Here is a 20,000-nt window from a genome sequence, read left to right as displayed (position 1 = left end):
CTTACTCCTTAAGCAGCGGCCAGCCAGCGCGCCAAACGCTGCGCAAATGCGGCCTGACTTTCCAGTAACTCATCACCCGTTACAAGCGTCGCCGGGCGGGTAATCACGATGCAGGGGATACCGGCATCCAGACAGGGTTGAACTTTTTCCTGATAACCGCCCTCCGCCCCCGATGCTTTTGTCACCACGACATCGGCCTGGCACTGACGATAAAACGCCGCGTTAAATTCAGCGCTGAACGGCCCGCACAGGGCGAAAATCTCACCAACGCCGAATCCCAGGTCGGCACATTGCTGAATGACCTCAGGAACAGGTAAGACGCGGGCCAGCAGTTTTTTGTGCGGCAACCCGGCTCGCCAGGTCGCCAGATCTTTACTTCCGGTCGTTAACAGAACGCGTTCGCCAAAGCGCTGCGCCACATCGCAGGCCTCAGCAATCGTGTGGACATGGTGCAACAGCGGGTGCGTAAGCTCGCTGAGCTGTTCCGGGCGCTGATAGCGGCTCAGCAACACCCCCGCGCGTTCACAGGCGTGCATAATGTTGCGGCTGACGACCTCGGCATACGGGTGCGACGCATCAATGACCCAACGCGTGCGGTGCGCTTTCAGCCAGGCCACCATCTCCTCTGGCTCCAGGCGCCCGCAGCGGATCTGACCTTTAATGTCGCCAGCCAGCTGCTTTCCTGTCGGCGTGGCAACCGACAGGGTGTATGCCACCTTTGCCGCATCCAGTTGCTGACACAGCATCCGGGCATCGCTGGTGCCGCCCATAACCAGCACGTCGCCGTAATTCACAGTACGTAACCTCGCGGCGTGATCATCAGACCATCCTGTACGTAAGTGGCTTTGTTGCCGACAATCACCAGGCTGGTCATATCGACAGGCTCAAAATCCATATCGCCGAGCGTGGTCAGCCATTTTTCCTGCTTTTTACGCCCCGCCGATTTCACCACGCCAACCGGCGTTTGCGCGTTTTTGCTGGCGGACAGCAGTTCAAAAGCACGCGCCAGATGACCTTCACGGCCACGGCTGCGTGGGTTATAGAAACAGATCACGAAGTCTGCTTCTCCGGCGGCGATAATCCGTTTTTCGATGACCGGCCACGGCGTCAGGAGATCGCTCAGGCTGATATGACAGAAATCGTGCATCAACGGCGCGCCCAGCAGGGAGGCCGCCGCGATACTGGCGGTCATGCCGGGGATCAGCCGCACTTCAACGTCCAGCTTCTGTTTGCTGACCAGTTCCAGCACCAGCCCCGCCATGCCATAAATCCCCGCATCGCCGCTGCTGATCAGCGCCACATTGTGTCCGGCCTGCGCCAGTTCAATCGCCGCCTGACAGCGTTCGATCTCTTTGCACATTCCGGTTTTGATCACCTGCTTGTCGCCGGTAAAGGCTTTTACCAGATGGGTGTACGTTTTATAGCCAACGACAATTTCCGCCGCCTGTAAGGCTTCTACGGCTTCCATCGTCATCATTGCCTGCGAGCCAGGGCCAATTCCAATTACGCTTAACATCAGTGTGAAACTCCCAAAGTAATAGTGACGCCCTGTTCGCGCAGGGTTTCGCCAGACAGTTTTCCGTGACTTAACAGCCAGGCCGCCGGGCCGGATACGCTGCCCACACCGACGGTTTGCCGCACAAATCTGGAGGCCGGGAAGCGATGTTCATGCTCACGCAACGCGTCAGCGGTAAAGGTTTCAAAGGGAACGCGACAGCAGGAGGCAAGCTGGATTAATCCCTGCTCATCTTTTTTGAGCGAGACGCTGCCAATCGCTTTCAACGCCAGCGGATCAAATTTCTGCGCCTCCAGCTGTCGCGCCAGCAGCGCTGCCAACAGCGGGAACGGCGTATCGCGGCGACAGCCGATTCCGGCGACCACCCGCTGCGGCACCAGCTTCCAGTGCCGGACGGGGATTTCTGGCAATTCATTGCGCAAAGTGATGCAAATCAGCGCATCAAGCTCAGGAAGTTGATGCAGGTCGGTCACGGTGATGAACCCGCGTCGATCGCAGTGACTGACATCGTCTGCCAGCTCCTCATCCCACCACAGCCCGACGCGCTGGTGGCTGACCAGCATCTGGTTGACGATTTTTACCGCCGAGCGGAAATCGGTCATCCGGGCATTGAGCTGAAATGCCAGCGTATCAAGCGCCGCCATATCGTTAACGTCAGTCGCCGTCGTGATAACCGGATCGGCGCCGAGCATGCCCGCCAGATAGCGGGTCAGCGCATTGGCGCCCCCCGCATGACCAGAGAGCAGGCTGATCACATGCTGGCCCCGTTCGTCGATCACCACCACCGCCGGGTCGCTGAATTTGTCGTTTACCAGCGGTGCCAGCACGCGTACCGCTATGCCGGTCGCACCGATAAAAATCAGCGCCGAATAGTTAGCAAACGCATCGCGGGCCGATTGTGCAAATCCGCCTTCGAAGGGCATAAACCCGTCTTCCAGCAGTTTCTCACTGGTAAAGCAGGTTAACGGCAGCATCGCCGCCAGCCGCTTCGCAAGCTGTACGCCGCCGGGCGTCAGACAAAACAGGGCTATAGATTCAGGCTTTACGGTATTCATGGCTAAAGTCCGCCGCATAGAGTTTTGAGTAGTGATACTCATCCCCCAGGAAATTCCCGACCAGAATGAGCGCCGTTTTACGGATACCCGTCTCACGTACTTTATCGCCGATATCCGCCAGCGTGCCGCGCACGGTCTGGCTTTCCGGCCAGGTCGCTTTGTAGATAACCGCCACCGGCGTGGTGGTCGGATAGCCACCTTCAATCAGCCGCTCGGCAACCCGGTGAATACGCTGCACGGAGAGATAAATCGCCATTGACGTCTGGTGGCTGGCGAAGGACTCCAGCTGTTCACGTTCCGGCACCGGAGTACGCCCTTCCAGGCGGGTAATGATGAGGCTTTGCGAAACTTCCGGGACGGTATACTCCACCCCCAGCTCCGCAGCAGCGCCGAGAAACGCGCTGACGCCCGGCACCACCTGCCAGTCGATGCCGCGCCGGGTAAGTTCTTCGCCCTGCTCACGCACGGAGCCGTACAGCGACACATCGCCCGTTTGCAGGCGTACGACCGTTTTTCCGGCTTTCACGCCCGCTTCCATCAGATCCAGAATTTGCTCCAGATGCAGTTCGGCGCTGTCGTGGCACTCCGCGCCTGGCGGGCAATAGTCCAGCAGTTCAGTATTAATCAGCGATCCGGCATAAATAACGACCTGCGCCTGCTGCAACAGGCGATAACCTTTAAGCGTGATCAGTTCACGATCGCCCGGACCTGCGCCGACAAACCATACACAGCGGGGATCAAATGTCTCAGACATGGTTCTCTTCCTTCTGACAGGCGATAACAAAAACAGGATTATTCGGTTTGAAATAGTGGCCATTGCCGAGGGGAGTGAGTGACGACACCTGCACTTGCAGGCAATCCACCTCATGGATGCCAATCTGTGTCAGATATTCCAGCGCAGTATTCAGGTTTTCCTGAAGGATAAAGGTCATCACCAGACGGCCGCCGGGATGCAATTGCCGCATAGCCCAGTCAATCAGCGTCGTCAGATGGCCGCCGCTCCCGCCCATAAACACCGCATCCGCTTTTTCGGTCATCGTCATCGGCGCTTCACCCGGCAGAATGTCGATATTGCCGCAGGCAAAATGCTGGCGGTTTTCATCCAGCAACCGCAGCGCTGCCGGGTTACGTTCAATCGCCGTAACGTGCAGCGAAGGGTGCTGTAACGCCGCCTCTATCGACACACTCCCGGTCCCGGCGCCTACGTCAATCAGATGGCTGGCACGGTGCAAATCAAGTTTTGAGAGCGCGAGCGCGCGAACCGCTTCTTTGGTCATCGGCACGTTCTCACCACGTAGAAAAAGCTCATCTTTCATCAAGGATCACCACTGCGTTCATGTCATAGTCGGCATTGACTTCACTGACGCGCAGCCAGTGAATCCGCTCGTTTTCCATTGCCAGGTTTTCGCCTATCACCATCCAGCGATGCCCCTTGTCGCGCGCCATTAACTGCGTCGCAATTTCTCGCGGCCCGCAACGGGCATCCGTCACCATCGCGACCTTGCGATGACGCGCCAGCTCATCAAAACAGACGCTGCGACCGTGGCTGCTGGTCAGCCACATATCGTTCATATCGATACCCGATTGCGCGCACAGATATTGCACTGCGCTGATACCGGGAATAATGCGCACCCGCTCAATGCCAAAATGGGCCACCATGCGCGTCCCGATGCCGTAAAACAGCGGATCGCCGGACGCCAGCACCACGATGCGTTTGTCCTGCTGCCCGGCAATCCAGTTGAGCAATTCCGCAATATTGGCGCCCAGAACAAACTGTTCGCCGGTGAACGCAGGAAACTGCAATAAATGACGCTTTCCCCCCACCAGCACATCGGCATCCGCCACGGCCTCGCGTGCCGCTGGCGTCATCAAATGCAGCCCTGCCGGCCCCATGCCCACTACCGTTAGCATTGCATCTCCTCCACAATCTCTTCGATCGGACGATTGCTACCGAGGATCTGGTTATCAAAAGAGAACATGATGGCGTCGCAGGTAGGTGGCGTTTTCGTGAAGCGCAGCATCTGCATCACGCGCATACAGATGCGTTGCGCAAGATGGTTGTAAATATGTTGAAAACCGTATGCTTCAATGTGCTCCATTGCCGCTTCGGTGGTATCGCAGTCGCTGACCCGAGTCAGTAACTCAAGCGGCGCGCCAAGCAGCGCCAGATGCGCCACCAGGGTTTCCATGCGGGCATCTGCGATGTGGCTGTGAGTGTGGAAAATCCCCGCGGCTATTTTAATCAACTTACCGGGATGGCCGATCAACACGATATGGCGGTATCCCAGACGTACCGCTTCTTCAATCATGTAACCGACGAAATTGCTCATGGTGACGACAACCTGCGTGTCGATCCCCATCTGTTCGCGCACAAAACGCTCGCCGTGGTTTCCCGGCACCAGCACAACGCGCTCCAGACCGGCAGCGCGTTTGATTTCCAGCTCCAGCGACAGTGAGCGTTTCCAGCTCTCCTCCGACATCGGAGTGACAATGCCGGTGGTTCCAATGATCGAAATACCGCCCAGAATACCGAGGCGCGCGTTATAGGTTTTCTGCGCCCGTTCTTCCCCCTCCGGGGCAAAAATTTCAATGTCCGCTCCCCGCGCCGGGCCTATCGCTTCGCGTACTACAGACTCAATGGTATGGCGCGGAGTACGATTAATCGCCGCGCTGCCCACCGGCAGTCCAATTCCCTTACGCGTCACGGTTCCCACGCCTTCCCCGCCCTGCAACGTAATCTCGCCGCTATCGTTCAGCGTTACGCGGGCAAAAATCAGCATTCCGTGCGTGGCATCGACATCATCGCCGCCGTCCTTACGGATCGCGGCAATCGCCTGCCGCCCTTCGATGTGCGGCGACTCGACGTTCAGGCACAATGTCACCCCGGACGGCGTAACGATGGAGACCTGATGAATCAGATGCTGGCGTAACACCATCAACGCGGCGACCTTTGCCGCAGCGGTCGCGCACGATCCGGTGGTATACCCTTTTCGCAACGCTTTGCCGTTGTGCCAGACAGGCGCGTCGAAGGATTGATCGCTCATCGCGCCCCCTGCAAGTAATAGAGCATGGCGTTTACGATCGCGGCGGCGACGTTGCTTCCTCCTTTGCGCCCCAGCGCTGCGATAGCTGGCAACGCGCTTTTCGTCAGCGCATCTTTAGACTCCGCCGCCCCGACGAACCCGACCGGCACGCCTACCACGCCACTCACGGCAACGTCATGCTCAAGCAACCGGAACAGCGCCGTCGGCGCATTGCCGAACACAAACACCTTTTCACTCTCTTCCGTCACGGCAATATCCACCGCCGCCATTGATCGGGTAATCCCCTGCGCTTTTGCTTCCGCCACGACTCGCGGATCGCTGATATAGCAACGGCATTCACCGCCAAACGTCGCCAGCAATGTTTTATTGATGCCGGAAAGCGCCATTGTGGTATCGGTATAGATAATGGATGGGCGACTCAGCGCCGCGCAGAGTCGCTCCAGCGCGTCATCGGAAAACCAGAGAATATCCAGCCAGTCAAAGTCGGCGGTGGTGTGAATCACCCGCTTGATGATCGCTTCGTGAAGCGGGCTGGCAAACTGATACTCCGGGCGTGTCTCGCGAATGATCTCGCCAATGATGTCGAAACTTTTGGCCTCAATCGCCTGGGGCTGCTGAATATATTGCATCGTCTGTTATCCTCAGGCTGCGCCAACCAGCAGGCACCGTACGGCGATAAACAGCGCCAGTGCCAGGGTCGAGGCTACCCACATCAATCGAATCGTTCGGGAAATGTCATCTACTGAAATGCCGCGCTGCGCGTCGCCTATCCAGGGTTTTTCAACACGCTCGCCAAAGTAGTCATTCGGGCCGCCAAGACGAATACCCAGCGCACCGGCAACAGAGGCTTCTGACCACGCGCAGTTAGGACTGCTGTGGTTGTAGCGATCCCGCCAGCCGATATGCAGGGCGCGATAGCCGTCGTAACGACACAACGTCGCGGCAATGCTCAGCAGCAACCAGCTCAGACGCGCCGGGATAACGTTCGCAATATCATCCAGACGGGCGCTGACCATACCAATGGCGCGATATTTTTCGTGTTTATAGCCAACCATTGAATCGAGGGTATTTACGGCTTTGTACGCCATTGCCAGCGGCGCGCCGCCCAAAAAGAGGAAAAAAAGCGGGGCGATGATGCCGTCTACGGTGTTCTCAGCGACCGTTTCCACCACGGCACGATTAACCTGTTCAGGCTGTAACTGTGAGGTATCCCGTCCGACAATCCATGACAGCTTCTCGCGGCTTTCAGCTAAATCGCCCGCCCGCAGCGGGCGTTCAACATCGCGGGCAGCATTCGCAAGACAGCGGCCAGCCAGCACGGTAAAAATCATCCAGATCTCTACCAGCCAGCCAAACCAGGGATGGATCGCGCTCGCCAGCGCCAGCACGCCCCAGGAAACCGCCCACGTCACGCCGACCACCACCAGCCACATCACCGCTCCGCCAATGCGCAGCGATCTGTCGCTATGGCAGTAACGCCGCACAACACGTTGAGTTGCTGAAATTAAATTGCCAATCCAGCGTACCGGATGCGGCCAGTTCTGCGGATCGCCAATAACGAAATCCAGAAGCCAGGCGATACACCACGCAAGCACGGTCATAGCGCCTCCCTTCCTGCCGCCAGCCAGTGGTTCAGCATTGCAGGGCGTTGTGCGAAATGAACGTGAAGGTAGCTTGCGAAGGTATTCCCCACCTGCCAGCCGCCAGACCATTCCTGCAATGTCTTACCATCGCGGACTTTACGGCACGCCATCACCGCCGGGTTTTCCGGGAGAAAATCAGAATAGTGGAACTCATGTCCACGCAGCACTTCGCCTGCCGCCGCCAGCAGCGTTTGCTCTCTGGCCTGCGCTTCGCAGTAGCCGAAGCGGGTCAACCGTTTCCCCATTTTGCTGTGCCCCGGAATCACATCCACCATCCGGTGAATCTCTCCACTGGCGTCCTCCAGGGTACTGCCGAGGTACATCAGCCCGCCGCACTCTGCATAAATCGCCACGCCGCGCTGATGGGCGGCGCGCATTTGCGCCAGCATTGGGGTGTTCGCCGCCAGCGCGGCGGCGTGTAGCTCGGGGTATCCGCCTCCCAGCCAGATCATCTGGCATTCCGGCAGCGTGCTGTCATGCAGTGGACTGAAACGCGTCATCGTTACGCCGGTACGTTCCAGCAGTTTGATGTTATCGGGATAGTAAAAGTTAAACGCTTCGTCATCCGCGATAGCAACGGTAAGTCCTTTTCCCGCCTGCGGGTCGGGTAACGCTGGCCACTCGCCAGCAGGCAGCGCGGTTAGCTGACTCAGGGAAAGAAGCGCATCAATGTCCAGCGTTCGTTCAAGCGTATCGGCAAAATCCTGCCACGGCTGTTGATTAACGATGGACTCACGCGCGGTAATCAGCCCCAGATGACGCTCCGGCAACGCCACGCCTTCCACTCCGGGAACATAGCCAAGCACCGGTAGCGAACAATAGCGTTCAATCGCCGTTTTCAGGAGTTGGTAGTGAGTTTCGCTATTAACGCGATTAACAATCACGCCAGCGATATTGAGGTCAGGATCAAAGTGCTGAAATCCCATTACCGTCGCGGCAATGGAGGTAGAAACGGCTTTACCGTCCACCAGCAAAATCACGGGGCAGCCCAGCTGTTTCGCCATCGCCGCCGTACTACAGTAGTTCGGGTCGGTGCCATAGCCGTCATAGAGTCCCATCACGCCTTCGATCACCGCGACGTCCGCCTGCTGCATGTGTTCACAAAACAGCGCGTTAAGCACGGGCTCCGGGAGCATAAAGCTGTCGAGGTTACGGGACTCACTGCCGCATACTGCCGTATGCCAGCCGGTATCGAGATAATCAGGGCCGACTTTGCATGGCTGAACACGCATTCCACGTCTTTTCAGCAGACTCAGCAGACCAAGCGTGACGGTGGTTTTACCACAGCCGCTTCCGGTCCCTGCGAGAATAAATGCGTGAAGCTTTGCCGCCATACCCTGATCCTGTTCAGGGTGGTAGAGGTATTGTTTAGCTGCGTATTACCCCAGTCTTTCGACTGTACGCTACTGAGCAACCCACTTCCCACCGAAGTTGTTGGTAAATACCGACAGGCAGGTCTTCTGGCTTAGCGTCCTCCTCGCCCGTCCTTCCCAATCTTGCGATCAGTGGTCTTACGGGGTCGTCAGCATCACAGCAGCGGGGGCTGCGGGGGATTCTCACCCCCTTCCCTGACACAAATGTGCCAAACCTGTCGGCTGATGTTATGAGCATCACTTTCTCGCTCATAACGACAATTAAATTTTAATTACCTGTTACGCGCCATTATGCCAACGCAATGGTGTAATGACGCCTGTTTTGAATGAAACACTGCGCAAAAGAATAATGAAACCTATTCATAATGACACTGTATCTCATCACAAAAATAAAAACTGGCTCAGTTTATCCTTCAGATAACATTATTTTGTTGCGCTATGACAATTTATTGCTCTGCTATAGTTTTTTTCATTTTATAATGACTGGCATACAATACGATATCAAAAATCGGCAATAGCAAAATATTGCTATTTATGCAGACTCGGCGGACGAATTATCATTTATTTGCTGACGGAAAGCCTGTGGCGTGATCTGATAGGTCTGACGGAACACTTTGCAAAAATAACTGGTTTGAGAAAAGCCTAAATTACGTGCAATGCTGGCGATACTCCAGTCACTGTGACAAAGCAGCTCTCTGGCGCTGGCCATGCGCTGTTGGTTTACCCAGGCATTAAAACCGATTCCCTGATATTTCTTGAATAACTTACTAAAGTAGTACGGGCTGAGGTAGACGTGAGAAGCGACATCTTCAAGGCGAAGATCGTCCGATAAATGCGCGTCAATGTAGCGTAACGCTTTCTTCATTTTGCTGTCGTGGGGATTGGGCCCACGTTGCGAACGAGTAGGTTCCGCTTGCGGCGGATTGTCTTTGATAACAACAAAATTAAGTTGTTTTTTAAGGCAATTTTCCACAATCAGCTTCAGCAGATCCGCAGAGGCTATCACCCGCGCGTAGTCCATTTCGGGGACGTTTCGGAACTCATTCAACAGTTCAGGATCGGCCTGCCAGCGATCATCGACATTAAGAATATCAACCAGTCCAACATCATCGCTTAAACGTACCTGACCGCATAACACAAACCCCACCAGATGACCGGCAATCACCAAAGGAATGGAGAAATCGGTTAGCCCGGCATGGCAACGATAAATACAGGGCTGATCTGATTTTGACGCTTCCAGCCCCCCGCAGCGATCGCTCATACGGCAACGAATACTGTGTTGAGGATGTTGACGCATTAGCTGACAAAAAGGCGTGAAATTGAATAACTCAGAAATTTCATCACCGTGAATATTGACAACCACGACCGCCAGACTGGTGGCTTGTGCAAAATCCTGTGCGATTTTATTAATGAGTTCTGAGTTCAGGGCACTCGCAGAAATCATGATAAAACCCCTCAGTTAATTTATTGTTGCAAATAGAACATTTATTTCACATTTACCTTTCATCATCACCATACTGTATTAGTGATAAAAAAGTATAAGGGACAATAACAAAAGTCTCCCATCCGTGGGAGACGTTTTGACCAGTTCGTGAAACCAGATCACGAAATGATTTTACGTGTTTCAAAAATACATACGTCCCGTCGTGTTAACGTCCATTTTCCTCCAGCTTACAGGCATTGCACGGTAAATTTTTACCAATCAGGTAACGATAAACCGCAGCTCCGGCGCAAGCTCCGACAATCGGCGCAATAATCGGCACAATAAAATAAGGAATATCGCGCCCCCCGGTCATGGCAATGTCTCCCCAACCGGCAAACCACGCGAATAATTTTGGACCAAAATCACGCGCCGGATTCATCGCAAACCCCGTAAGTGGCCCGGTAGACGCCCCGATAACGGCAACCAAAATACCGATAAGCAAAGGCGCCAGCGGCCCTTTAGGAACCCCATTGCCATCATCGGTCAGCGCCATGATCATCCCCATCAGAATCGAGGTAATGACCACTTCGACCAGCGCCGCCTGCCATACGCTCAGCGCGGCTGCCGGGTAGGTACTGAAAATACTGGCAAGTTGCAGACTCTCCACGCTGCCGCGCACCATATGGTTCGCCGCTTCAAACTCGGTAAATAAACTACCGTAGAGCAGATAGGCCAACAGCGCGCCGCCGAACGCTCCGGCAACCTGAGCGATGGAATAAGGCAAGACCTTTCGCCCTGGGAAACAGGCAAACAACCACAGCGCAATGGTAATCGCCGGGTTCAAGTGCGCGCCCGATATCCCGGCCGTGAGATAAACGGCAAGCGAGATCCCAAGCCCCCAAATGATGCAGATCTCCCATAGCCCCAGACTCGCACCCGCAACCTTTAATGCACTCAGGCAACCGATACCAAAGAACAAAAACAGCCCGGTGCCCAAAAACTCGGCAATACATTGTGCTTTTAGTGAATCGTTCATTGTGACACCTTCTAAGCAGAGTTCGTGTCTTTACCAGCACAACGCCGTACTGGCAGTAGAGTACAACGAGCATCACTATAAAAAGCGGCACCTGTAAATTGTTGGCAATCTGCCGTTAACCTGCCCCGAAAAATCGTGTTGCTATAGCAAAATATTGCTCTCTGTTTATTCTCCAGGGCAATAATGGAGCGTACTCTAACGAATAAAATGCCAGATTAGGGATAATAAAAAATTGCGATCACCAGATATTCGTTTTCAAACAAATATCACAATTCCATTTTTCGCGTAGCAAAAGTTATTTATTTTGTCACCCTGTAAAATGTAAAAATGGAATAGCGAAAACGAAATAATCATATCAAAAACAACACGACCAACCTTTAAATTCAACGAGTTATAAAAAATCACAGCAATTTAGTGCTATTGACCACCCATTATTTTTTCATTCTCTTTTTAAAGTCAGCCATTCTTTTTCCTCGCTTCTTTTTATAGTCATCAACATCGGGACAACCCAGGCGAGGTCTTTATGCAACAAGAAGCATTAGGAATGGTAGAAACCAAAGGCTTAACCGCAGCCATAGAGGCCGCAGACGCAATGGTGAAGTCAGCCAATGTGATGTTAGTCGGCTACGAAAAAATTGGCTCCGGGCTGGTAACGGTCATCGTTCGCGGTGACGTTGGCGCAGTAAAAGCGGCAACCGATGCGGGCGCCGCTGCCGCACGCAACGTGGGAGAAGTGAAAGCCGTACACGTTATTCCACGCCCTCATACCGATGTAGAAAAAATCTTACCGAAGGGAATTAGCCAATGAGCAGCAATGAACTGGTGGAACAGATCATGGCGCAGGTGATTGCCCGTGTGGCAACGCCAGAACAAACGGCCATTCCTGAAGAAACCCACCCAATACGAGAGACGGCTATGGCAGAGAAAAGTTGCAGTTTAACGGAATTTGTCGGCACCGCGATTGGCGACACCGTCGGTCTGGTGATCGCAAATGTGGACAGTGCCTTACTGGAAGCGATGAAGCTGGAAAAGCGCTACCGCTCCATCGGAATCCTTGGCGCGCGAACTGGCGCAGGCCCACACATTATGGCCGCCGATGAAGCAGTAAAAGCGACCAATACCGAAGTGGTCAGCATTGAGCTTCCCCGCGATACCAAAGGCGGCGCAGGCCACGGTTCGCTGATTATTTTAGGCGGCAATGATGTTTCGGACGTGAAGCGCGGCATTGAAGTTGCGCTGAAAGAACTCGACCGGACGTTCGGCGACGTATACGCCAATGAAGCCGGACATATCGAGCTGCAATACACCGCCCGCGCCAGCTATGCGCTTGAAAAAGCCTTTGGCGCGCCAATTGGCCGCGCCTGCGGCGTGATTGTCGGCGCCCCCGCCTCCGTTGGCGTGCTGATGGCGGATACCGCGCTGAAATCCGCCAATGTTGAGGTCGTGGCTTACAGCTCTCCGGCACACGGCACCAGCTTCAGTAACGAAGCCATTCTGGTGATTTCCGGGGATTCCGGCGCGGTGCGTCAGGCGGTTATTTCAGCCCGTGAAATCGGCAAAACCGTTCTGTCGACCCTCGGCACGACGCCGAAAAACGATCGTCCGTCCTACATCTGATATCCGTGAGGCTGATTCATGAGATCGAAAAGATTTGAAGCACTGGCGAAACGTCCTGTGAATCAGGACGGCTTCGTTAAGGAGTGGATCGAAGAAGGCTTCATTGCGATGGAAAGCCCGAACGATCCCAAACCGTCGATTAAAATCGTTAACGGCGCGGTTACCGAGCTGGACGGCAAAGCCGCCAGCGAATTTGACCTGATCGACCACTTTATCGCCCGCTACGGTATTAACCTGGCGCGCGCGGAAGAAGTGATGGCGATGGACTCGGTCAAACTCGCTAATATGCTGTGCGATCCAAACGTCAAACGCAGCGACATCGTTCCGCTCACCACGGCGATGACGCCAGCAAAAATCGTTGAAGTCGTCTCACACATGAACGTGGTAGAGATGATGATGGCGATGCAAAAAATGCGCGCCCGCCGCACGCCTTCTCAGCAGGCGCATGTCACCAACGTGAAAGACAACCCGGTTCAGATTGCCGCCGATGCCGCAGAAGGCGCGTGGCGTGGGTTTGATGAGCAAGAGACAACGGTTGCGGTCGCGCGCTACGCCCCGTTCAATGCTATCGCTCTGCTGGTAGGCTCCCAGGTCGGTCGCCCAGGCGTATTAACGCAGTGTTCACTGGAAGAAGCCACCGAACTGAAGCTCGGTATGCTGGGCCACACCTGCTACGCCGAAACCATTTCCGTCTATGGTACTGAACCGGTCTTTACCGATGGCGACGATACCCCCTGGTCAAAAGGCTTCCTCGCCTCTTCCTATGCCTCTCGCGGCCTGAAAATGCGCTTTACCTCGGGGTCGGGTTCCGAAGTACAGATGGGCTATGCTGAAGGCAAATCAATGCTCTATCTGGAAGCCCGCTGTATCTATATCACCAAAGCCGCTGGCGTTCAGGGTCTACAGAACGGTTCTGTCAGCTGCATCGGCGTTCCTTCCGCCGTACCGTCAGGCATTCGCGCCGTACTGGCGGAAAACCTGATCTGCTCCGCGCTGGATCTGGAATGCGCCTCCAGTAACGACCAGACCTTCACCCACTCCGATATGCGTCGTACCGCGCGTCTGCTGATGCAGTTCCTGCCGGGTACTGACTTCATCTCCTCGGGTTATTCCGCCGTACCGAACTACGACAACATGTTTGCCGGTTCAAACGAAGATGCGGAGGACTTCGACGACTACAACGTTATCCAGCGTGACCTGAAAGTGGACGGTGGTCTGCGTCCGGTTCGCGAAGAAGACGTTATCGCCATCCGTAACAAAGCCGCGCGCGCGCTGCAAGCCGTGTTTGCCGGAATGGGGCTGCCGCCGATTACCGATGAAGAGGTTGAAGCCGCAACCTACGCTCACGGCTCGAAAGATATGCCTGAACGTAACATCGTCGAAGACATCAAGTTCGCGCAAGAGATCATCAACAAAAACCGTAACGGTCTGGAAGTGGTGAAAGCCCTTGCAAAAGGCGGTTTCACCGACGTCGCGCAAGACATGCTCAACATCCAGAAAGCCAAGTTAACCGGAGACTATCTGCATACCTCCGCCATTATCGTCGGCGACGGGCAGGTGCTCTCTGCGGTGAATGACGTCAACGATTATGCCGGTCCGGCAACAGGTTATCGCCTGCAAGGCGAACGCTGGGAAGAGATTAAAAACATCCCTGGCGCACTCGATCCCAACGAACTTGGCTAAGGGGTGAAAAATGGAAATTAATGAAAAGCTGCTGCGCCAGATAATCGAAGACGTGCTGTCCGAAATGCAAACCAGCGATAAGCCCGTCTCCTTTCGCGCACCGACAGCATCAACTTCGCCGCAAACCACAGCGCCGCAAGGCGACGGTTTTCTGACGGAAATTGGCGAGGCCAGACAAGGTACGCAGCAGGATGAAGTGATCATTGCCGTGGGCCCGGCATTTGGCCTGTCGCAGACCGTGAATATCGTCGGCTTGCCGCACAAAAATATCCTGCGTGAAGTGATCGCCGGTATTGAAGAAGAAGGCATTAAAGCCCGCGTGATCCGCTGCTTTAAATCCTCTGACGTGGCGTTCGTCGCCGTTGAAGGCAACCGCCTCAGCGGCTCCGGCATTTCAATCGGCATTCAGTCAAAAGGCACTACCGTTATCCATCAGCAAGGGCTACCGCCGCTCTCCAATCTGGAGTTATTCCCTCAGGCGCCGCTGCTGACGCTGGAAACGTATCGTCAGATTGGCAAGAACGCCGCGCGCTATGCGAAGCGTGAGTCACCACAACCGGTTCCGACCTTAAATGACCAAATGGCGCGCCCGAAGTACCAGGCGAAATCCGCCATTCTGCACATTAAAGAGACGAAGTATGTCGTGACGGGCAAAAACCCGCAGGAACTGCGCGTGGCGCTTTAACAAAGGATACCTCCATGAATACCGACGCAATTGAATCGATGGTTCGGGACGTGTTGAGCCGCATGAACAGCTTGCAGGGCAACGCACCTGCTCCGGCCGCAGCAAGCGCATCAACGCATACCGCAAAAGTGACGGATTATCCGCTGGCGAATAAACATCCAGAATGGGTAAAAACCGCCACCAATAAAACGCTGGATGAATTCACGCTGGAAAACGTCCTCAGCGACAAAGTGACCGCACAGGATATGCGTATCACGCCGGATACGCTGCGCATTCAGGCGGCTATCGCCAGAGATGCCGGACGTGACCGCCTGGCGATGAACTTTGAGCGCGCAGCGGAACTGACCGCCGTACCGGACGATCGAATCCTTGAAATTTACAACGCCCTGCGTCCATACCGTTCGACGAAAGAAGAGCTGATGGCTATCGCAGACGATCTGGAAAATCGCTATCAGGCGAAGATTTGCGCAGCTTTCGTGCGTGAAGCGGCAACGTTATACGTCGAGCGTAAAAAACTCAAAGGTGACGATTAATTTTAGGGAAATACGATGCGATACATAGCTGGCATTGATATTGGCAACTCATCAACAGAAGTCGCGCTGGCGCGGCTGGATGAGGCTGGCGCGCTGACCATTACCGACAGCGCGCTGGCGGAAACCACCGGAATTAAAGGCACATTACGAAATGTGTTTGGTATTCAGGAGGCGCTTACGCTTGCGGCAAAAAACGCAGGCATCAATGTCAGCGATATTTCGCTTATCCGCATCAACGAAGCCACACCGGTCATTGGCGATGTCGCGATGGAAACCATCACGGAAACCATCATTACCGAGTCCACAATGATCGGCCATAACCCTAAAACCCCAGGCGGGGTCGGTCTGGGTGTGGGAATGACCATTACGCCGCAAGAGTTATTAACCCGCCCGGCGGATACGCCTTATATCCTGGTCGTGTCATCGGCGTTCGATTTCGCCGATGTCGCCACTATGATTAACGCCTCCGTACGCGCCGGATATCAACTCACCGGCGTCATTTTGCAGCAAGACGACGGCGTCCTGGTCAGCAACCGCCTGGAACAGCCTTTACCGATCGTCGATGAAGTGCTCTATATCGACCGGATTCCGCTGGGCATGCTGGCCGCAATTGAGGTTGCCGTACCAGGGAAAGTGATTGAAACGCTCTCTAACCCTTACGGTATTGCCACGGTTTTCGGCCTTAATGCCGAAGAAACCAAAAATATCGTCCCTATGGCGCGCGCGCTGATTGGCAATCGCTCCGCCGTCGTCGTGAAAACGCCATCAGGGGATGTCAAAGCACGCGCCATTCCCGCCGGGAATCTGGAACTGCTTTCTCAGGGACGCACGCTCCGTGTAGATGTTGCCGCCGGTGCTGAAGCCATCATGAAAGCGGTGGGCGAATGCCGCAAGCTGGACAACGTGACCGGCGAAGCCGGCACCAATATTGGCGGCATGCTGGAACATGTACGCCAGACCATGGCGGAACTGACCAATAAGCCCAGCAACGAGATCTTCATTCAGGATTTGCTGGCTGTCGATACTTCCGTTCCGGTGAGCGTTACCGGCGGGCTGGCTGGCGAATTTTCTCTGGAGCAGGCCGTGGGCATCGCCTCAATGGTGAAATCCGACCGTCTGCAAATGGCGATGATCGCCCGCGAAATCAAACAAAAGCTGAGTATTGACGTTCAGGTTGGCGGTGCTGAGGCTGAAGCGGCGATTTTAGGCGCGTTGACGACTCCCGGCACCACGCGTCCGCTGGCGATTCTCGATTTGGGCGCAGGTTCGACAGATGCCTCCATCATCAATCCCAAAGGGGAGATCATTGCCACCCACCTCGCAGGGGCTGGCGATATGGTCACGATGATTATTGCCCGGGAGCTGGGTCTGGATGACCGCTATCTGGCAGAAGAGATTAAAAAGTATCCACTCGCGAAGGTGGAAAGCCTTTTTCATCTGCGTCACGAAGATGGCAGCGTCCAGTTTTTCCCCACCCCGCTGCCGCCAGCCGTATTTGCCCGCGTATGTGTGGTGAAGCCCGATGAACTGGTTCCATTACCCGGCGATTTAGCGCTGGAAAAAGTACGCGCCATTCGCCGCAGCGCCAAAGAGCGGGTTTTCGTCACTAACGCCCTGCGTGCGCTGCGCCAGGTCAGCCCGACCGGCAACATTCGTGACATTCCTTTTGTCGTGCTGGTTGGCGGATCGTCTCTGGATTTCGAGATCCCGCAACTCGTCACCGATGCGCTGGCGCACTATCGCCTGGTGGCCGGTCGCGGAAACATTCGCGGCACAGAAGGCCCGAGAAATGCAGTCGCAACCGGGCTGATTCTCTCCTGGCATAAGGAGTTCGCGCATGGACAGTAACGCCAGTACCCCGGCTATCGTTATTTCAACCATCAATGACGGTATCACGGTCTGGAAAGAGGTGCTTCTCGGTATTGAAGAAGAAGGCATCCCCTTTGTTATCCAGACGCAGACTGACGGTGACGTGACCCATTGTGCCTGGCAGGCGGCGCGTCGGTCTCCGCTACTCGTCGGCATAGCCTGCGACAAAGAAAAGCTGGTTGTGCATTACAAGAATTTACCCGCATCAGCGCCGCTTTTTACGCTGATGTATCACCAGGACAGCCATGCCCGGCGAAGTGCTGGTAACAACGCGGCAAGGTTAGTCAAAGGGATCCCCTTTCGGGATCTGAATACCTAAGCAACAGGAGAATCGCAGTATGAACAACGCACTGGGACTGGTTGAAACAAAAGGGTTAGTCGGCGCTATCGAAGCCGCTGACGCCATGGTGAAGTCCGCCAACGTGCAACTGGTGGGCTATGAAAAAATCGGCTCCGGCCTGGTCACCGTTATGGTTCGCGGTGATGTTGGCGCGGTTAAAGCGGCAGTCGATGCGGGAAGCGCCGCAGCAAGCGCCGTGGGCGAGGTGAAATCTTGCCACGTTATTCCACGTCCGCACAGCGACGTTGAGGCCATTTTACCCAAGTCAGCCTAAACGGCCGCAACCAAGGAGCACAGCGTGAAGCAATCACTGGGATTACTTGAAGTTAGTGGTCTGGCATTAGCCATCAGTTGCGCGGATGTCATGGCGAAAGCCGCTTCCATCACGCTGGTGGGGCTTGAGAGAACCAACGGTTCTGGCTGGACGGTGATCAAAATCACCGGTGATGTGGCCTCCGTGCAGTCCGCCATCATCACCGGTGCCAGTTTTGCCGATCAACAGCAGGGGCTGATCGCCCATAAAGTTATCGCCAGGCCTGGGGAGGGGATTCTTTCCCGCGCGACGGTTATTCCGCCCGCACCCATGCCAGCCCCGGAACCTGAAACAGAACCTGAATCTGAACCTGACGTCGTTGTTGTAGAAGAGTCAGTACCGGAAGCAGAACCCGAAGCCGGAATGGTCAGTTGCAATCTCTGTCTTGACCCTGCCTGTAAGCGGCAAAAAGGCGAGCCCCGGTCACTCTGCCTGCATTCAGGTAAGTGAGGTAAAGCGTAATGGATAAACAGCTTCTGGAAACAACCGTCAGCAAAGTGCTGGATGAAATGCGTGAGCGCCCTATTCCTCTGGGTGTTTCCAACCGTCATATCCATCTTAGCGCTGAAGACTATGCCCGGCTTTTCCCTGGTCAGCCAATCAGCGAGAAAAAAGCGCTGCTCCAGCCTGGGCAATATGCGGCCGACCAGACCGTCACGCTTATTGGCCCTAAAGGTCAGCTAAAGAATGTGCGCCTGCTCGGCCCCCTTCGCCGTACCAGCCAGGTTGAGATTTCCCGCACCGATGCCAGAACATTGGGCATCGCTGCGCCGCTGCGCATGTCGGGAGACCTTAAAGGAACGCCAGGCATTCGTCTTGTCAGCCCCTTCGCCGAGCTGGATCTCGCATCCGGCGTGATTGTCGCCCAACGCCACATTCATATGTCGCCGCTTGATGCGTTGATATTTCGCGTTGCGCATGGCGATAAAGTCTCTGTCGCTATTGAAGGCAATGCGCGCAGGCTGATTTTCGACAACGTCGCGATTCGCGTCTCTGCGGATATGCGTCTTGAAATGCACATCGACACAGACGAAGCCAATGCCGCAGGCGCCGACAGCCCGGACGCATTTGCCACTCTGGTTACACCGCGATGAACGGCGAGATGTTGCAGCGCATTATTGAGGAGGTCATCTCCCGCTTGCAGCGTCGGGCGGAAAGCACGGCCACGCTCAGTATTTCGCAACTGCGGGAGGCCGATTCCCGCGCGCTGTTTTGTCAGTATGCGGCGCTGCATATTGTGCAGGCAGATCTGCCTTCGCTGACGTATATCGCAGAGCAGGATGTCGACGACCCTGTAGCGAAGAAAGTCCATGACGCACTGGCATCAGGTATTCGTCTACAGATATCCCTGCACCATCGCCTGTTGCCGTCGCTGCCGGTGAAAAAGCTGGCGCGTCTGCCCATCAGGCTGGTCGATGAACGAGGGCAAACAATCTGCCTGCATCCGACCACTCTTTTGAGTTACGCCGACGTCGCCCTACTCGCTGGGCAATCACTGGTGCTGCGTCGTCGCTGTGTCGTCACCGCTCTGGCCCGTGAAGCCGCCAGCGCGCGGAATATTCAACTTATTAAGCAGGAGTGAACCATGCATCTGGCACGAGTCACAGGCGCGGTGGTATCCACGCAAAAATCGCCCTCTCTGGTTGGGAAAAAACTTTTGCTGGTACGTCGGGTAAGTGCCGATGGAGAGCTTCCCGACCCGCCTATTACCGGAGATGAGGTTGCCGTCGATTCCGTCGGCGCTGGCGTGGGTGAACTGGTTTTACTCAGCAGCGGCTCCAGCGCCAGACATGTTTTTTCCAGCCCGAACGAGGCCATCGATCTGGCCATTGTCGGCATCGTAGACACGCTTTCTCATTAAGGAGCGGAT

The 20,000-nt window shown here is 55.2% G+C and carries 24 protein-coding genes and 1 riboswitch; of the genes, 12 read left to right on the top strand and 12 right to left on the bottom strand.

The genetic code is table 11. The annotated features are described in order from the left end of the window. Positions 1–8: 8 nt before the first annotated feature. From FD428_RS08355 to pduF, 12 genes are all read right to left on the bottom strand, one after another. On the bottom strand, positions 9–794 hold the full coding sequence (locus FD428_RS08355) for a cobalt-precorrin-6A reductase (protein ID WP_049011681.1): 786 nt from the start codon (positions 792–794) through the stop codon (positions 9–11). After that, on the bottom strand, positions 791–1,516 hold the full coding sequence (locus FD428_RS08350; RefSeq protein ID WP_012131784.1) for a precorrin-3B C(17)-methyltransferase: 726 nt from the start codon (positions 1,514–1,516) through the stop codon (positions 791–793). The genes FD428_RS08355 and FD428_RS08350 overlap by 4 nt, the downstream gene beginning before the upstream one ends. Then, the gene (gene cbiG / locus FD428_RS08345) at positions 1,516–2,571 is read right to left on the bottom strand and encodes a cobalt-precorrin 5A hydrolase (protein WP_047462746.1); all 1,056 of its coding nucleotides are present in this window, start codon (positions 2,569–2,571) and stop codon (positions 1,516–1,518) included. Before cbiG ends, FD428_RS08350 begins: the two co-directional genes overlap by 1 nt. Continuing rightward, positions 2,552–3,325, bottom strand: coding sequence for a cobalt-precorrin-4 methyltransferase (locus tag FD428_RS08340; protein ID WP_114848174.1), 774 nt, complete (start codon positions 3,323–3,325; stop codon positions 2,552–2,554). The genes cbiG and FD428_RS08340 overlap by 20 nt, the downstream gene beginning before the upstream one ends. Then, entirely contained in the window at positions 3,318–3,887 is a 570-nt protein-coding gene (locus tag FD428_RS08335) for a decarboxylating cobalt-precorrin-6B (C(15))-methyltransferase (RefSeq protein ID WP_047462740.1), read from the bottom strand. Before FD428_RS08335 ends, FD428_RS08340 begins: the two co-directional genes overlap by 8 nt. Next, entirely contained in the window at positions 3,877–4,482 is a 606-nt protein-coding gene (locus FD428_RS08330) for a cobalt-precorrin-7 (C(5))-methyltransferase (RefSeq protein WP_047462737.1), read from the bottom strand. The genes FD428_RS08335 and FD428_RS08330 overlap by 11 nt, the downstream gene beginning before the upstream one ends. Beyond that, entirely contained in the window at positions 4,476–5,615 is a 1,140-nt protein-coding gene (gene cbiD / locus FD428_RS08325) for a cobalt-precorrin-5B (C(1))-methyltransferase CbiD (protein ID WP_012131779.1), read from the bottom strand. The genes FD428_RS08330 and cbiD overlap by 7 nt, the downstream gene beginning before the upstream one ends. Continuing rightward, complete coding sequence (locus tag FD428_RS08320) at positions 5,612–6,244, bottom strand: cobalt-precorrin-8 methylmutase (RefSeq protein ID WP_012131778.1); 633 nt, start codon at positions 6,242–6,244, stop codon at positions 5,612–5,614. Before FD428_RS08320 ends, cbiD begins: the two co-directional genes overlap by 4 nt. A gap of 12 nt (positions 6,245–6,256) precedes the next feature. Beyond that, positions 6,257–7,216 carry an adenosylcobinamide-phosphate synthase CbiB gene (gene cbiB, locus FD428_RS08315; protein WP_047462732.1) on the bottom strand — a complete coding sequence of 320 codons (960 nt, stop codon included), beginning with the start codon at positions 7,214–7,216 and terminating at the stop codon, positions 6,257–6,259. Continuing rightward, positions 7,213–8,592 (bottom strand): cobyrinate a,c-diamide synthase, encoded by a 1,380-nt coding sequence (locus FD428_RS08310; protein WP_114848175.1) that lies wholly within the window; start codon positions 8,590–8,592, stop codon positions 7,213–7,215. The genes cbiB and FD428_RS08310 overlap by 4 nt, the downstream gene beginning before the upstream one ends. A gap of 98 nt (positions 8,593–8,690) precedes the next feature. Next, a riboswitch (cobalamin riboswitch) is annotated at positions 8,691–8,865 on the bottom strand. 298 nt (positions 8,866–9,163) lie between these two features. Next, a complete protein-coding gene (pocR, locus tag FD428_RS08305; protein ID WP_047462728.1) occupies positions 9,164–10,075 on the bottom strand; it encodes a regulatory protein PocR in 912 nt (303 codons plus the stop codon). 205 nt (positions 10,076–10,280) lie between these two features. Next, complete coding sequence (gene pduF, locus FD428_RS08300; protein ID WP_047462725.1) at positions 10,281–11,090, bottom strand: propanediol diffusion facilitator PduF; 810 nt, start codon at positions 11,088–11,090, stop codon at positions 10,281–10,283. A 523-nt stretch (positions 11,091–11,613) separates the two neighbouring features. On the opposite strand from pduF, the gene pduA reads away from it, so the two are divergent. Genes pduA through FD428_RS08240 form a run of 12 tightly spaced genes read left to right on the top strand, consistent with a single transcriptional unit; the run spans position 11,614 to position 19,991 of the window. Next, the gene (gene pduA / locus FD428_RS08295) at positions 11,614–11,898 is read left to right on the top strand and encodes a propanediol utilization microcompartment protein PduA (protein ID WP_001183618.1); all 285 of its coding nucleotides are present in this window, start codon (positions 11,614–11,616) and stop codon (positions 11,896–11,898) included. After that, on the top strand, positions 11,895–12,707 hold the full coding sequence (gene pduB / locus FD428_RS08290; protein ID WP_112001953.1) for a propanediol utilization microcompartment protein PduB: 813 nt from the start codon (positions 11,895–11,897) through the stop codon (positions 12,705–12,707). Before pduA ends, pduB begins: the two co-directional genes overlap by 4 nt. 18 nt (positions 12,708–12,725) lie before the next feature. Then, a complete protein-coding gene (pduC, locus tag FD428_RS08285) occupies positions 12,726–14,390 on the top strand; it encodes a propanediol dehydratase large subunit PduC (RefSeq protein WP_047462720.1) in 1,665 nt (554 codons plus the stop codon). 10 nt (positions 14,391–14,400) lie between these two features. Next, a complete protein-coding gene (gene pduD, locus FD428_RS08280) occupies positions 14,401–15,075 on the top strand; it encodes a propanediol dehydratase medium subunit PduD (protein WP_047462718.1) in 675 nt (224 codons plus the stop codon). A 14-nt stretch (positions 15,076–15,089) separates the two neighbouring features. Next, positions 15,090–15,608: a propanediol dehydratase small subunit PduE gene (pduE, locus tag FD428_RS08275; protein WP_012131768.1), complete on the top strand. Its 519-nt coding sequence runs from the start codon at positions 15,090–15,092 to the stop codon at positions 15,606–15,608. Between the two features lie 15 nt (positions 15,609–15,623). Continuing rightward, on the top strand, positions 15,624–17,456 hold the full coding sequence (locus tag FD428_RS08270; RefSeq protein ID WP_114848176.1) for a diol dehydratase reactivase subunit alpha: 1,833 nt from the start codon (positions 15,624–15,626) through the stop codon (positions 17,454–17,456). Beyond that, the gene (locus FD428_RS08265; protein WP_114848177.1) at positions 17,446–17,796 is read left to right on the top strand and encodes a glycerol dehydratase reactivase beta/small subunit family protein; all 351 of its coding nucleotides are present in this window, start codon (positions 17,446–17,448) and stop codon (positions 17,794–17,796) included. The genes FD428_RS08270 and FD428_RS08265 overlap by 11 nt, the downstream gene beginning before the upstream one ends. A 19-nt stretch (positions 17,797–17,815) precedes the next feature. Next, the gene (gene pduJ, locus FD428_RS08260; RefSeq protein ID WP_004853788.1) at positions 17,816–18,091 is read left to right on the top strand and encodes a propanediol utilization microcompartment protein PduJ; all 276 of its coding nucleotides are present in this window, start codon (positions 17,816–17,818) and stop codon (positions 18,089–18,091) included. 24 nt (positions 18,092–18,115) lie between these two features. Further along, positions 18,116–18,580, top strand: a complete 465-nt coding sequence (locus FD428_RS08255) for a BMC domain-containing protein (protein WP_047462701.1) — start codon at positions 18,116–18,118, stop codon at positions 18,578–18,580. A gap of 11 nt (positions 18,581–18,591) precedes the next feature. Further along, positions 18,592–19,224: a phosphate propanoyltransferase gene (locus tag FD428_RS08250; RefSeq protein WP_012131764.1), complete on the top strand. Its 633-nt coding sequence runs from the start codon at positions 18,592–18,594 to the stop codon at positions 19,222–19,224. Then, complete coding sequence (gene pduM / locus FD428_RS08245) at positions 19,221–19,712, top strand: microcompartment protein PduM (protein WP_114848178.1); 492 nt, start codon at positions 19,221–19,223, stop codon at positions 19,710–19,712. Before FD428_RS08250 ends, pduM begins: the two co-directional genes overlap by 4 nt. A 3-nt stretch (positions 19,713–19,715) precedes the next feature. Next, complete coding sequence (locus FD428_RS08240) at positions 19,716–19,991, top strand: EutN/CcmL family microcompartment protein (protein WP_047462697.1); 276 nt, start codon at positions 19,716–19,718, stop codon at positions 19,989–19,991. Positions 19,992–20,000 lie beyond the last annotated feature (9 nt).

The sequence above is a fragment of the Citrobacter sp. TBCP-5362 genome, assembly GCF_005406305.1.
GTDB lineage: Bacteria > Pseudomonadota > Gammaproteobacteria > Enterobacterales > Enterobacteriaceae > Citrobacter_B > Citrobacter_B koseri.
This window is presented reverse-complemented; position numbering and strand designations above follow the sequence as displayed.